The organism is Pedobacter agri PB92 (genome assembly GCF_000258495.1).
GTDB lineage: Bacteria > Bacteroidota > Bacteroidia > Sphingobacteriales > Sphingobacteriaceae > Pedobacter > Pedobacter agri.
On the sequence record NZ_AJLG01000129.1, the window covers coordinates 1 to 13,762 of the forward strand.

15 protein-coding genes are annotated in these 13,762 nt (G+C 34.5%); 9 read left to right on the top strand and 6 right to left on the bottom strand.

Going from position 1 to position 13,762, the window contains the following annotated elements; all coding sequences use genetic code 11:
- Nucleotides 1–184: 184 nt before the first annotated feature.
- Together ON09_RS24375 and ON09_RS17015 are read left to right on the top strand one after the other, a co-directional pair.
- Entirely contained in the window at nt 185–817 is a 633-nt protein-coding gene (locus ON09_RS24375) for a Crp/Fnr family transcriptional regulator (RefSeq protein WP_029204414.1), read from the top strand.
- Between the two features lie 234 nt (nt 818–1,051).
- Nucleotides 1,052–1,627, top strand: coding sequence for a Crp/Fnr family transcriptional regulator (locus ON09_RS17015; protein ID WP_010602268.1), 576 nt, complete (start codon nt 1,052–1,054; stop codon nt 1,625–1,627).
- Nucleotides 1,628–1,672: 45 nt separating this feature from the next.
- Here ON09_RS17015 and ON09_RS17020 read toward each other — a convergent pair whose 3' ends face one another.
- Nucleotides 1,673–2,128 carry a JAB domain-containing protein gene (locus tag ON09_RS17020; RefSeq protein ID WP_010602269.1) on the bottom strand — a complete coding sequence of 152 codons (456 nt, stop codon included), beginning with the start codon at nt 2,126–2,128 and terminating at the stop codon, nt 1,673–1,675.
- Between the two features lie 695 nt (nt 2,129–2,823).
- Between ON09_RS17020 and ON09_RS17025 the strand changes: the two genes are divergently transcribed.
- Nucleotides 2,824–3,174, top strand: a complete 351-nt coding sequence (locus ON09_RS17025; protein WP_010602270.1) for a hypothetical protein — start codon at nt 2,824–2,826, stop codon at nt 3,172–3,174.
- 457 nt (nt 3,175–3,631) lie between these two features.
- Here ON09_RS17025 and ON09_RS17030 read toward each other — a convergent pair whose 3' ends face one another.
- From ON09_RS17030 to ON09_RS17040, 3 genes are read right to left on the bottom strand one after another with little or no spacing between them, the layout of a single operon-like run.
- Complete coding sequence (locus ON09_RS17030; RefSeq protein WP_010602271.1) at nt 3,632–5,080, bottom strand: S41 family peptidase; 1,449 nt, start codon at nt 5,078–5,080, stop codon at nt 3,632–3,634.
- Nucleotides 5,081–5,091: 11 nt separating this feature from the next.
- Nucleotides 5,092–5,451: a hypothetical protein gene (locus ON09_RS17035; RefSeq protein ID WP_010602272.1), complete on the bottom strand. Its 360-nt coding sequence runs from the start codon at nt 5,449–5,451 to the stop codon at nt 5,092–5,094.
- Between the two features lie 34 nt (nt 5,452–5,485).
- Nucleotides 5,486–5,821 carry a hypothetical protein gene (locus ON09_RS17040; RefSeq protein ID WP_010602273.1) on the bottom strand — a complete coding sequence of 112 codons (336 nt, stop codon included), beginning with the start codon at nt 5,819–5,821 and terminating at the stop codon, nt 5,486–5,488.
- Nucleotides 5,822–6,096: 275 nt separating this feature from the next.
- Between ON09_RS17040 and ON09_RS26860 the strand changes: the two genes are divergently transcribed.
- From ON09_RS26860 to ON09_RS17065, 6 genes are all read left to right on the top strand, one after another.
- Complete coding sequence (locus ON09_RS26860) at nt 6,097–6,300, top strand: hypothetical protein (protein WP_394358225.1); 204 nt, start codon at nt 6,097–6,099, stop codon at nt 6,298–6,300.
- A 399-nt stretch (nt 6,301–6,699) separates the two neighbouring features.
- Nucleotides 6,700–8,400: a hypothetical protein gene (locus ON09_RS17045; protein ID WP_010602274.1), complete on the top strand. Its 1,701-nt coding sequence runs from the start codon at nt 6,700–6,702 to the stop codon at nt 8,398–8,400.
- Nucleotides 8,372–8,806: a hypothetical protein gene (locus ON09_RS17050; RefSeq protein WP_010602275.1), complete on the top strand. Its 435-nt coding sequence runs from the start codon at nt 8,372–8,374 to the stop codon at nt 8,804–8,806. The genes ON09_RS17045 and ON09_RS17050 overlap by 29 nt, the downstream gene beginning before the upstream one ends.
- 594 nt (nt 8,807–9,400) lie before the next feature.
- Nucleotides 9,401–9,820 carry a hypothetical protein gene (locus ON09_RS17055; RefSeq protein ID WP_010602276.1) on the top strand — a complete coding sequence of 140 codons (420 nt, stop codon included), beginning with the start codon at nt 9,401–9,403 and terminating at the stop codon, nt 9,818–9,820.
- Nucleotides 9,821–10,583: 763 nt separating this feature from the next.
- On the top strand, nt 10,584–10,772 hold the full coding sequence (locus tag ON09_RS17060) for a hypothetical protein (RefSeq protein WP_010602277.1): 189 nt from the start codon (nt 10,584–10,586) through the stop codon (nt 10,770–10,772).
- 52 nt (nt 10,773–10,824) lie between these two features.
- Complete coding sequence (locus ON09_RS17065) at nt 10,825–11,430, top strand: acyl carrier protein (protein ID WP_147302549.1); 606 nt, start codon at nt 10,825–10,827, stop codon at nt 11,428–11,430.
- Between the two features lie 117 nt (nt 11,431–11,547).
- Here the strand turns inward: ON09_RS17065 and ON09_RS17070 are convergent, their stop codons facing one another.
- Nucleotides 11,548–12,891 carry a S41 family peptidase gene (locus ON09_RS17070; RefSeq protein ID WP_010602279.1) on the bottom strand — a complete coding sequence of 448 codons (1,344 nt, stop codon included), beginning with the start codon at nt 12,889–12,891 and terminating at the stop codon, nt 11,548–11,550.
- Nucleotides 12,892–13,171: 280 nt separating this feature from the next.
- Entirely contained in the window at nt 13,172–13,714 is a 543-nt protein-coding gene (locus tag ON09_RS17075; RefSeq protein WP_010602280.1) for a hypothetical protein, read from the bottom strand.
- Nucleotides 13,715–13,762 lie beyond the last annotated feature (48 nt).

Sequence of the window (13,762 nt, forward strand, 5' to 3'; positions counted from 1 at the left end):
TGCTAAATCTTTCTAAGTAGAACGTGTTAACGTATTTTTTTAATTAAAATATGATCAAAGTCCTGATCGAAATGTAGACATCATTCTTACCGGTTAAAGTTAGTTGTGCTGCATTGAACAACCTTAAGTTGTATATACATGTATCTTATTGCACAAAATACGCAGTTTTATATTTTTGCATAAAATGAACTTAAAAAATGAATTCGGGGATAATAAATGGGATAATTTCGGCGGCATATCGCCGCTGATCGCAGTCTTTAAATCCTTTCATATGCTCAGCCCGGAAATAGAGCAAATCATCAACGAACAAACATTCCCTGTTGCTTTTGCAAAAGGAAAACACCTCGCCTCCCCACTCAAACGCAACCGTTATATATTTTTAATCATCAAAGGCGCTGTGCATGGATATATCAAAGCAGGAAACCAAAAGATCACGACCTGGATCGCCGCAGAAGCTGAACTTGCAGGAAGCATCCGAAACCTCTGGAAAGAAGTAGATTCTGATGAATACATCGAAAGCATTGAACCTGTTTTGGCTATTGCCGTTCCTCATTCCATGTCGAGATATTTATACGATCATTTTTCAATTGCCAATTATGTCGGTCGAAAAATGACCGAGATCTATTATCAGGGTGCCTCAGAACGTGCCTTTATTGCAAGGCTTCCAACAGCTGCCAAACGCTATGCACGGTTCCTAGTAAGCTACCATCATCTGCTGGAGCGGGTACCACTTAAATACATTGCTTCTTTTTTAGCCATGAGACTGGAAACCCTGAGCAGGATCCGAAGTGCCGCCAGGGAGGATACCAAAAAATAGCGATCAGAATCCAGTAGAACATAGCGCTGTTAAAAATCTCCTCTCATTTTCAACACCCGAAATTAGCCAGACCTCCCCTAATAAAGCCCTTTCGTAATTGACAAAATACCGTTTTAAATGAAATGAGGGCGGAACGTTACGGATAGGACTTGCCTCTAATATCTGCAGCAATCCAGATTATTTTTTGAATTTGATGCAAAATACGTTATCCTTGCCCTACCTAATAAGAAAAACATGGTCACACCCTTTATCAGCTATTGCAAGGCAAATCATACCCTTTCTCCTAAGTTTATCAAACTGATCCGATCAGATGCCTATATCCTAGAGGTGAGCCGTCATCAGGATCTTACTCAAATATTGCAGGATACGGATAGCACATTCTTTTTGTCTTCGGGGCTCATCCGTAAATATATCGAACACCAGGGAAAAGATATTACCCTGGATTTTCTGAGTGAAGACAACCTGCTGGACTCTGACCTGTTTAAATACCAATACCTTGAAGGGCAAGAACTTCGGCTGAAAGCATTGGAAGATAGCAGATTGATCGTGATGCCACACGCCTTGATCAACAAACTATTGCGTCATTGCCCGGAATCTGGTTTCATATTGAAAACGCTCATGACCAGGAAAATATATCAGCTCAATGAGCAGGCAGCCCTTTCCAGGATACCTGATGCTTCCTCGCGATATCAAATATTCTGTTCACTGTTCAGCAATCCAAAAAGAATTCCTGGTAAATACCTGGCGAGCTATCTGGGAATGCGCCAGGAAACACTAAGTAGAATTAAAGCCAGCACAGAGCTGAATTGATTCAGTGCCGCTTACGATTTTCACCTGTGTCGCCAGGCTGAAAAGTTACATCATCCCCTCATCCCCGAAACTATAATAACCATATGCGGAAACAATAATATGATCAAGCACCTCAATCCCCAGGAGCTTTCCGCCCTCCAGCATTTTCCTGGTTAACCTGATATCCGCTTCACTCGGGCTGAGCTCCGAGCTCGGATGATTATGGCTCAAAATAATGCCACTCGCACAGGCTTTCAACGCCGCCGAGAAAACCACTTTAGGATCAATCATTACCTCGGAAAATCCACCTTGGGCCACATTCAGCACACCCAATACCCTATTCTGCCTGTTCAAAAGCAGTACCTTAAACTCCTCCAGCAGCTCCATTTTATTATGATCCCAACTTTGATCCAATATGCTATAGGCGATGTTCGACGAAGTGACCTTTGGTCTTTCTGACAGCTTAAATGCCGGACGATAACTGATTTCAATCTCTGAAACTTTAAAAACTTGCTTTTCCATAATATTTAAGATTTAATTATGGTGCTGTTAAAGGTTCAGTCTACTGCGTCAAAGCAAAAGGAGGAACGGAATAAATGGAACAGCGTTGAAAAGGCCACAGGTGGGTTTATGCCGGAAATTCCTTTGCGTGCCGCAGCTGAACCTTAAATTTGTATCAGAATTGGATTGATACGCTCTCTTAAACCCTAACCAGAGTGGCCCTCCAGAAAATCATAACCATAGCCATATTTGGATAGGTCAACCAATAATTTCTCCCGAAGGAAATCAACTGCTTTTATATTCCTATTCAGCTTCTTAAACAGAAATTCTTTCAGAAGAATATTTTTTCTTTAAAAACATAAATGGTATGTGGGTATTTGTAGTCAGGAAGGAGCCACTACCAATCTGATAAAAACAAGTCTGTGAGATAATTTTGTTTGATCCAAAAGCTCTTTTTAAACGGTGGTATTATGAGATTCAAAAAAAATGCTTTTAACTATCAAATCTAAACAGGACCGTTTTCCCAAAAACTTGTATCACAAAACAGAGTTTATTAAATTTACATGATAACGTTTTAATGATACAATAATTAAGATCAGATATGCCGGGGTTTCTATGAAAGAACAAAATTTAAGAGAGCTTTTGTAAGAAAGCGCTTGCAATTCAGAAAGCGATAAAAGATGCACATTTCCAACAGCACCCATCAGCACATTAAAATGAGAAAAATAATTATCAACATAATACCTGCTTTATTTGTTCTTACAATAGCGCAACTGTGTATCGTTGGTAAAATTTCAATAAGTATTGGTATCATAATTTTAGGTTTATTTTTGGTCATGTCATTAATATTATTGATAATTGGATTTAAGAATAAGGATTATGCACTAATGTTTATATTTCCTATCGCAATAATTTCTGTCCTGTTTTTTAAGTTCATCACTCATAATCAATATAATGAGAATATGGCTCGGTGTGAAAGTGTATTTAAAAAGTTGGATAATTATGATAAGAACCGTGGTAAATTTCCTAATGATCTCAGTGAAGCTTATAGCAAAGATGAACAGTAACCTACAGTAAGGCTTGGATTTTCAAGGTCTAACTTCGAATATACTACTGTTGCAGGCAATAAGTTTTACAGGCTTTCTATGCCTGTCGGGTATGGAACAAAGCAAACATGGGATAGTTCATTTCACTCTTGGGATTATCAGGATTAGTAACCATGCAATCCATAAGATTGATAAGTCGTTAAGGAAAAAATATGTTAATTTCCAGTTTCTGATAAAATTAAGAATGAATACTATAAAGAAAAGATCGGTGTAAAGCCGATCTTTTCTTTGAATTGAATAGTCTGCCTCAAAATTTTTAGATCAATTCAAATCTTATAAAACCAAAAAGTGTGGATTCAAGCCGAACAATAAATGTTAGTTTAATGATGACATTTTCTTAAAGGATTTTATTAATTTTAATTCAAACCGTGAATCTCACAAAACGAAGATTATAAACTTCATCGATTAATGCATATTGCTAATATTTCAGAGCCTCTTCCAATATGGTATCTCGACCATCCAACTCATCTTTAATATTAAACTGAACTTTTATGTTTGGTTGAATACCAATGCGCTGTGTTTCGCTACCATCTGGATAATTGATTCTTATTCCACTAAAATATGCCGTAAGATTTCCCGGAAGCGCCACTTCACTTATATCACCATCAGCACCTGCTGTTGGCCTACCGACAACTATAGAAGTACTGGTGCATTTTCTATATTGCATGGCCCAAAATTCACTTTGACTTAAAGATTGCTCATCAACGAGTACGATCACCCTGCCTTTAAATTTATTTTGTCCGACTACGGATTGTACCACTGGTTTTTCCATTACCCCAGGGTTAGTTAAGTCCATCCATTGAAATTTTACTCCGGAATTTTTATTGCTTGATAGAATTTGCAGTAAGCGTGCAGCGCTTTGATATTTTGGGTATGGCCTGAAATCTACTATCACGGTTTTTAAGCTTTCGATTGTTTTTGACAGATTTCCCAAAAATGCAGTGTCTAGTCTTGAAGGATCAATATATAGTATTGAATCCCTAATCATATAATTAGCGGCTCTTGAAAAATTAGGCATTTTATAAGTATACACTTTACGAAAAAAGGGAATATAATCTTTCATATTATATTCCAATAACGTCTCATTTTTTTTCAGCTCAGATTGCGTAATCATTGATACCTTACCTTTGACTACAAATGAATTCGCCAAAAGATTATTTCTCGAAATAAAACTGTCTTTAAAACCTTTGTTGGAGCCTCCAACTATCGTATATAGTCTGGCTACCAAAGAGTCGATGATTGTGTTGTTAACTGATAAAATTCTTGCCCCACGACGAATATTTGATTTTTCCGCAAATGAGGAATCAATATCTTTAATGTAAGTTATTCCATCTTTTAAAACTAAGGACATTGGCAAGATGATGGTAGGCGATTGCCTATTCGCTGCCAAAACATTTTCAATGCTTATCCCTTTTATTGTTGATGCATGACTATCGCTGATCGCGGCACTCATTAAAAGCACTGCTTTGTGATATTCAGCTTTAGTCCTTGCACTCACAAACATAGGTATTAATTTACTTAGAGAATTTTGCCAATTATCATCCAGTGTATATTTATATGGGTAAAAATAATTTATAATATTCCAATACCTAATTAAAGTAAGCAAACGATAATTTACATCTGGCAATTCCATTTGACTGAAAGCAGCTTCATTCACAAATGAAGGATTTGGAGTACCACGAGGGGATGTTTGTACATGGTAAGAATTTACTTTCCTAAAATTTTTAAGGATATATCTGAGGTGCTTTAAATTTTTAGAAGAAATATTTAAATCCTCTAAAGGTGGGGTATAATTTAATTTAAGGGAATCGGCTATTTTATATGAGCAACTATCACAGGCGGTAATACCTCCTGTTGTGGCAAGCATTTCTTCAATTTTCAGATCAAGCGTTGATTGATTTTACTGCTTATTAAATTGTCAATGTGTCTCACTAATACACTATCCCAGTTAATTTTTCCTAAACTATTTTTAGGATGGAAGTACTTTAAGAAACCCCAAAGTTTAGCGTAATCAACGAACAATTTGTTTGTTTTGTTACTCCAGTTTTGAATGTTCTCAATTTTCCATTTATTGCTAAATTCACCCTCATCTACTTTCAGTGAGATATTTCTGGCTTCCAACTGTCCCATACCTTTGATGTAGATACCCCATTTGATCTCTGTGATTTTTTGATCAAAAGGCAAAAGCAATTTATAATTTTTGAGATGTGCTGATTTTAAGATTTTGAAGTCTGTCATGTTATTAAACAAAATCAAATCACCTCTGGTATTTTTAGCCTGGCAAAAAAAACCGGCAAAAAAAATCTTCTTGTTTGCTATTAAAAACGAAGTCTCCTTCCAATGTTAGCATTCCATGACTAACATCAACATTTATAGTATTAGCTACCGATCCAATTTCCGTAGTTTCTTTTCTAGCAATTCTTAAGTGCTTTATACCTTTCGAAATTGCTTTTAACTCTATTTCATTTTTATTTATATTTTTAATTGATAATGATTTAGTGTTCAAAATGAACATTTGTTTAGTTGCAATTTGTGCATTGGAGGTTGTTCCATAAAACGTCATCAAAAGTAAAAGCCATATTGCATGCAAAGGGGAAAAATTCTTCATAAATTAAACGTTAGGTTATAATACGAATCTAAAGAAATTAAATTCCCCAATTATGGTTAAAGACAGAATAAACACTTTTGTTGCTTCTTAAGCACTGAATTAAAAAGATTAAAAATTTTGCTACATTGAGTGTCTCAAAAAACGAAAGAATATGTATTCGATTGCATTCTTTGTTATTTTTATTTCTCCACTTTTAGAAACTTTTATCTTTCAATGGCTGATTTACGAACAGTTGACCGCCTTTCATTTCTTCAAAAAAAAGAATATTTTTAATTATTCTTGTTTCAGCAACGATATTTGGCTTGGTTCATAATTTTAGCGTAGAATATCAATTGTTCGCTTTTTTTTTAGGTTGCTATCCTTGTTTTGTTTATGACTATTTTAAGACTTATAGCAAAAATGCATTTTTAGCTGTTTTTATTATTCATGCTTTGAGGAATTTACTAGTTATAATCAATGAAATATATCTAAAGAATTAGCTCCTATTTTGTATCAGATTAATCGAAATGATGCAGTTGTAAAGACAGTAAACTAAACCTATTGACTGTTATATGTGAAGGTATTTACTATTGTTGCTTCGAGAGCGTTAATTTAATGGGTATAGCATTACTTTGTCACATCCCTTGTAATGTTAAATTTTACTAAATATGAGTATTTGAGAAAGTCAGAATACTTCTAGATTTACAATCTTGATTTTACAATAATTTGTTAGTTAAAAGTTAGTGTTCGGAGCAGCCAATTTTGGTTGTCTTATTTATCTAAAACCATCGAATATGGAACTTAGATTTTATCAGATCAAATGTAGACCAACTTTGGTTTTTACATTAAATTATTTATGTTTACTCCTATTAGTGATAACCAAAATATAAACAAGATTTATGAAAATTAAATTAATGCCTCTCTTAAGCATTTTATGCTTTGCAGCTATGGTAAGCTGTAAAAAAAATGAAACAGTTAGTGGTGCACCTCCATCCCTAACCACAACCAATAAAAGTTACAATCCTTACTCAGTTACCAATATGCGTAAGGCTTTGGCAGGTCTTCTTGCAGGCGATGCTCAGCTTAGCCGCAATAACAAATTAGGTTATGTAAAAGGAAAAATGATTTTAAGCACAAAAGATGGCGTTGGCATTAATAAGCAAATGACACTTAATGAAAGCTTAAAGATTGCCGAACAAGGCATTACCGCAACCCATTACTACATTAAATTTATTCCCAGGAATCAAGCCGATATGGATAAATTGAAAGTCGATAGCACTTTAACCATCTATCCTTTTCCCCTTGATAATGAACAAACCCAATACAAAGGAAGTTATCATGATCCATCAGTATCACCAGGAGTACCTACCTACCAATATGCAGCGGTACCTGTGGCATACAGGTTACCAGATGTGCCTTACCAAAAACTTGAAGACCTTTATATACCCAATGAGAGTAAACCTGGCAACAGGGTAATAGTTACAGCCGATGGAAATTCTTCATACTCTGTAGAAACGGGAGAATTGGCTCGGTCTGCCGAATGCGGAGGTGGCGAAGTTGGAGGCGGAGGTGAAGGGGAACCAATTGATGAAGAGGTGCTTGAAGAATATGATTATTGCGAAGGTGGCGGAGGCCCTTACCCACCAAATGACCCATATCGCAATGGTGAAAATTGGCGACCTCATGGCCGCATTACTGTAAATGACGACCTTAAAGGCATTATAGGAGTGGAAGGTATACGTGTTAGGGCCCGCCGTTGGTTTACCACATACAATGGCTTTACTGATGCGGATGGGTATTACGCTGTTGATGGGTGGTTTACACGCCCAGCGAATTATTGGCTAGATTTTGAACGTTACGAATTTCAAGTAACAGATGGAACCAATGGTCTTGGTACCACCAGAGAGATTAGTGGTCCAAAAATTGAAGCTGCTTGGGATGTGCAATTTGATGCGTATGATAAGTTTTGTAGTACCATCTTTAGAGCTGCGTACCATTATTATTATAAGGATATACAAGGCTTGCAAAGACCTCCGGAAAATGCATTTTGGCATACACAAATGAAATTAAGGGCGAAAGATTATCCAGATCCAGATACTCCAACTTCTGGAGGAAATGCAGTACCACAAAGGAGAATACTTAACTGGGGTGAATTCATTCACATTTATCATCCATCATATGCTGATACAAGAGCGACCTATGCGACAACAATTCATGAGCTAGCTCATGCAGTACACTGGAAGATAGATCACAGTCATTATAACAACGATGATTTAGCTACAAATATGATGGCGGAATCTTGGGCCAGAGGCGCTGAATGGTTTTTAACGAGAATGGAATACCCAGGTTATAGTGGTGGTACAGTTTTTTTACCGAAATACACTAATGTGGTAATTGATATGATTGATTTCAATTATGATACAAGCAATAATGGTTTTGGAGATTATAGAGATCTGGTTTACGCTTATAACATTACACAAATACAAGATGCGCTAAATGGTGCTGCTAATGGTACGGATTGGAAAAACAATATTAGGAATAACTATGATAATAATACAGAAAACAATTTGGATGCGCTATTTAGTGCTTGGGGTTTTTAGCTTAACATTATTTAGCTTTTCTTGCAAGAAAAGAGTTGATTATGCGCAATATGCTGAATTTCATTATTTAAATTCAACCAGCAAGAAAATAGTAATGGACTACCCTAAGAAAAAATTCGCAATTGAAGCTAATGGAGGAGAATACTTTTTTGAGGTAAGAGGTATTGGGCCTGAAAGTATCTCACCAGACAGCTATAATTTTGGACTACCTATTAATTTAACTGAAGAAAACAGAATACCTGTTACCATAAAAATTGGAGACAAATGTTTTATATCGACGGAAACAAGCGAACATACGCTAATTAATGTAAATAGTTATAAAATCGAAAAAATTAATGAGGGTCATTACAAATTCACATACACTTTTACCGAGGCTGATTATAACCGGGCTGTAAATTGCCCGTAGTATTGAGATTAGAATTAGATTGAGGTTTTGGAAGCAGGAAAATTGAGTTTTTCCTGCTTTTTTTTGTACAAAATCATGTTGAATGATAAGATATTGAGTAATAAAAAAATTAAAGTAAATTTATAGTACAATAATTACAACAATATTTTTCATCTCCCAAAGGGAAACAGTAAAATCTATCTACAAATTTCAATATCATGAAAAAGGGCTTATGAAAAAATTTGTAGATTAATCTTAGTTCCTTTTGTCTCAAAAAACGAACGAATCACCCAAACTTGTTATTTTCTTTCTGTTGTCAATTGGTAGACTGTTTACAAAAGACCACGCTGTTTAGGAAAGTCATGAATGCTACAGTAATTTGCAAAGGCTTTTCTGTTTTCAATATTTTGGCTAATGAACAAAAATTATCACAATGAAATAGCTATTGCTGCAAAATATCAATAATTAGATATTGAGTAGTGGAAAGCTTATAAATTAAAACTTCCTCCTATATTAGAACAATCGGAATGCTTAGGGAAGTTTTTTGGGGACGAATATTCGCTTAATATAGGTTATAAGACATTTTACCAATTGAACAATAACTAAAATCTATCAATGAACGTTAAAGAAATTATTTACGCTTTCATCAAGAAAAATGAAGAAATCAATCGATCACTAACTGACCTTAAGCTTTCCGAAGATAATTCAGATGATATAATTAAAAGGTTTGCCGAAAACCTTTTGAAACACGATTTCAATTCATCTTTAGGCTATTATTATCTTCTGCTACTCCAACTAGATAATGAGAAAGAAATTATAAAACAATATGAATTAGAAGATATAAGACTTCTTTTCAATAGTTTACTTAAAATACAAAAGGATAATCTAAATTTATATGTTGAACAAGGAAACTTTGAATGGGCTGTAATGGATAATAAAGCAAATGCAGAAAAAATTCTTGAAGAAGGCTTAGAAATTGCGAAAAAGCGAGTTGAGGAACTAACCAATTTGTTAACTGATATAAAAGAAAAATAAATAAACCTTATAATAGTAGGTTTAAAAAATTACTGGGCAAGTGCTATTAATTTCATCAGCGCTTGTTACTAAATTTCGTGTTAGGCGACATAGTTTCGGCAAGTAATTCCTCAAGTTGTTAAACCTGTAAAACGTTATAATCAACCTTAAGTCAACAAAGGTGCCGAAACTATCAGCAAATAGAATAGGATTACTTTATAACTTATTTCTTTATTTGGTAGGCTGCTTTCATTTATTGCATGCAGTGATTTATATCGGCTAAGTTGTATCTCAAAAAACGAACTATAATGCAATCAAAGTCTCAGCATAATGAAAGTCCAAAAAATTAGAGGTCAGAAAAGAAGGTCAAAGAATATTGAAGATTGGATACATGCCAATTTGATCTACAATAAAAACTAGTTCTCCGAAACCAACGGGATTATTGTGAAGTTCTCGTGCACCCTTGGTGCGATATTGCCATTATAAACAGCACAGTTCCCAAGCCGAGGAGAAAAAATAGAAGAAAAATTATCGCGGGTTACTCGATATCTATGAATCTTGGAAAACTGAACTAGATTCGTTCGCCAAAGATTTTTACCGAAAGGTTTGGTTATTTGAACCTTATCTTTCCAAATCGCAGGTCGTTTGTCCAATCGATGATAAGCTGCACTTTTATGATAATACTTTCCACCAATCGAATCATCCGAAAGTATTTGAATATAAAAGTTATGGCGAATTAGAAGAAAGATTAAAGCAATACCAATGGAAATCTTTTAAACATAAAATGACTTTAGAAGATGATTACTTAGGTAAGCCCGAAGATTATCGTAACCTAAAGGATTACATTGAAACAAAAAAGTGGCTTGGTAAAAAACTTAAAAAAACACACCTTAAATTTACTTTAACAGAAAATGGTATTGAAAGAACTTTCAATGCATTTCCACAAGGAACAATTTGGATTGGAAACAGATAAAACAAATCACAATTCTATTCATAGTTAATTTCAATCCAAATTAAAAGTCATCTTGAAAAACAAGCATTTAACCAAAAGAATTATAGACAATATGGGACTTGATAGCGTAGAACTAGTTTGGGAATGGGAAAGGTATTTCAAAATTGAAATTCCCGACAGAGAGGCTTCAAGAATGTCAACTGTTCAAGAAGCTGTAGAATATATTTCAAGCCAAGTAAAATATTCTACCCAGCCAATTGACACAAAAAGAAAGCTTTTAGATGAATTTAAAAATTCCATTGTTGAACTGGGGATTAACCTTTCAACGGCCCCCAATGAAACTATATTTCAGCAAATATCAGCAAAAGATTACGACATTTGGAAAAGGATTTCTGTGGTAACAAAATTGGAAATGCCAGACCCTTTAACAACTGGAGCATTTGAAACATTTATCGACCGAATATTTCCACAAAAGGATTTTATAGAACCAACAACCATAGACAGGTTCATAGATCTTATCGCTGCAGTCAATTACGAAAAAATTATTGACAGAAATAATTTGCAAAGCAAATATGAAGTTATGGTTGCTGTTATGGGGATTACAATAGAGAAAATCGGGCTAAACCCTTTTGAAGTTTTCTTAAGCAGTTCATTTACAAAAGACCTGGGAATTAACTAATTCTTTTGATAGGCCAAGGATTCTAAACTTTGCATTTGTCTCATAAAACGAAGATAATGGAGTACCTTAATTTGAGGCATCTATATTTATGGTGAAACAGTTTGTTATATAGCCCTATTATTTAAGTTTATCTAGGATAATATCTACCCATTCGTTATCAGGATAAAAGCTTAAATCAATATCTGGCAAAATTCCCTTATTATCTATTGGACTGCTATCTGTCCAATATGATTTTGTAGTTGGTCGCATAAGGGAATAACCTTCACAGGAAAGTTTTTCAGGCTCCAATAATTCGCTATAATCGAGTGTCCCTGCAGTATGTCTTCCATACAGTTTAACTTTTGTGCTATGTTTTGCGAGTATCAAAAAATACTCAGAACTGCTGGCAGAATTTTCATTTACTATTATGCTGATTGTTTTTGGATATCGATAATTTTCCTTAAGCATAATTCTAAGTGAGTCTCTTTGTACGAATCCACCTAGGTTAGCTCTTAATTTAGGAAGGATAGCCCGCCTAGTTGAGTTCGTGGATATTTCGTAATTTTGAATAAGTTTTGGGGAAGCGAACAGAAAATCGCCTGGAATAGAAAATGGTCTTTCATATGCAAACCTCATTAATGATAAAAATGAACTATTTCCTCCAACATTGTTCCGAAGATCGATAATCAGGTGTGTAATTTTATTTTTTTCTAATTGCGGGATAATCTGATTTACTATAATCGAATCAAAACTTCTGGCGTCTATATTAAATGATGGTATCCCTAGATAGTAAATATATTCCTTTACCTGATTGTAAATAAATTTTTTATTGACAGAATAGGTCGATGTTTTAACTTCTTTGTAACTTTCCTCATTATCCATTTTTTGCCAAATACCGTTTGGTTCGATCAGGAGGTTTTTAAGCCTTCGCCCTCGAAGTAAATCTGTGGTTAAAGGCGTATTATAGTTCCTAATTCTAAATTCATGATCATTTCCGATAAGTTCAAAATAAACTTCCCCTAATCTACCGTTCGGTTTCAAGATGTATCCTTCATACTTATTATCCGAGCCTTTTACAATACTAACCAACAGCGAATCACTATTTCTGCGCCAGTTGCCAATGAGTTGTCCGGACGTTTTCTTAATTGTTCTTCCGGAAAATGAATGTTGTGAGGGTGATGTTTTTCGGTCACTAAAAATAATGTGATTATCCTTAAAGAAATGGATATACTTCTCTATTATATAAAAGCAACTTTCACGATTAGTAGTAGTCATTGCTTGTGTGATGACCTTATTTTTCAACTTTTTGTAGTAACTCTTTTTGCCAACATTTACTTTAGAGCTAAAACCCGGATAGTTGCTTTCGATATCGGATACTATTTCATTTACGGCTATTGTACAATCACAATCATTTCGATTCCGAGAATACACTGAAATGAAATTTATAATTAATAAAAATGTTATTGTGATTTTGATTAGCATTTGTATCTTTTTTTATAAGACGTATCTTCCTTCGATTAAGTTGCGTATTCAAGACATTAATTATTAAAAGAGGTTGATTTTATGTACTGTATTGTTAGCAATAAGTACATTCATCTCAAAAAACGAAGATTAGAAGTTTTTAGGCTAATATAGATTGATTATTCAAGTACTCTGCTTATCACAACAACAAAAATTGAACGCTCGTTACCATTATTCATTGTTGCTGCCTGTGGGAAACGTATTCAGAAAAGCCATCACCGAGAGTTATATATTTGGTTATTTAAGGAATATCCAATCGATTTACTATGAAAACTGGGAAAAGGGTTACATGCTTTTGTAGGAGGTTAGGATAGAATAAATCTGATGTCATACCTATAAGTGAATTTTTTGTCATGCCAGTAATCATATCCCTTGGGTTTTTACTATCAGAAGGATTATTCAGGATTAGAATCGGGATGATAAGTGTCGATTTAGTCGTTTCCTTTATTAAGCTGTAGTAATCTAATTTCTTTAGCTCCTGAACTGTTGGAAAAACTTGCAGTCCAATTGAATTAGAAAATTCAACATTGGTAACTAAAGATTTATTGTTTCGTTTTATAATTTTAATCTTCAGATTAAAGGCAAAGTAAGGATCTTCTAAACTTAATTTGTTTAAACTAGAGTTTCTGCCGAGAAATCGTGAAATGGTCGTTACTAAATCCTTTTCTTTGGGATGAGCTCTGCCAGCTTGCGCAAAGGAAACATTTGAAAATAATATCAAAAAATGGATTAACAAGCACATCACAAATATTAACGGCACATGCAAATTCAGTTTTATAGTCATAATAATCAGATTTGTTTAATGATGCGTAAGAACCTGCAATTCCATATA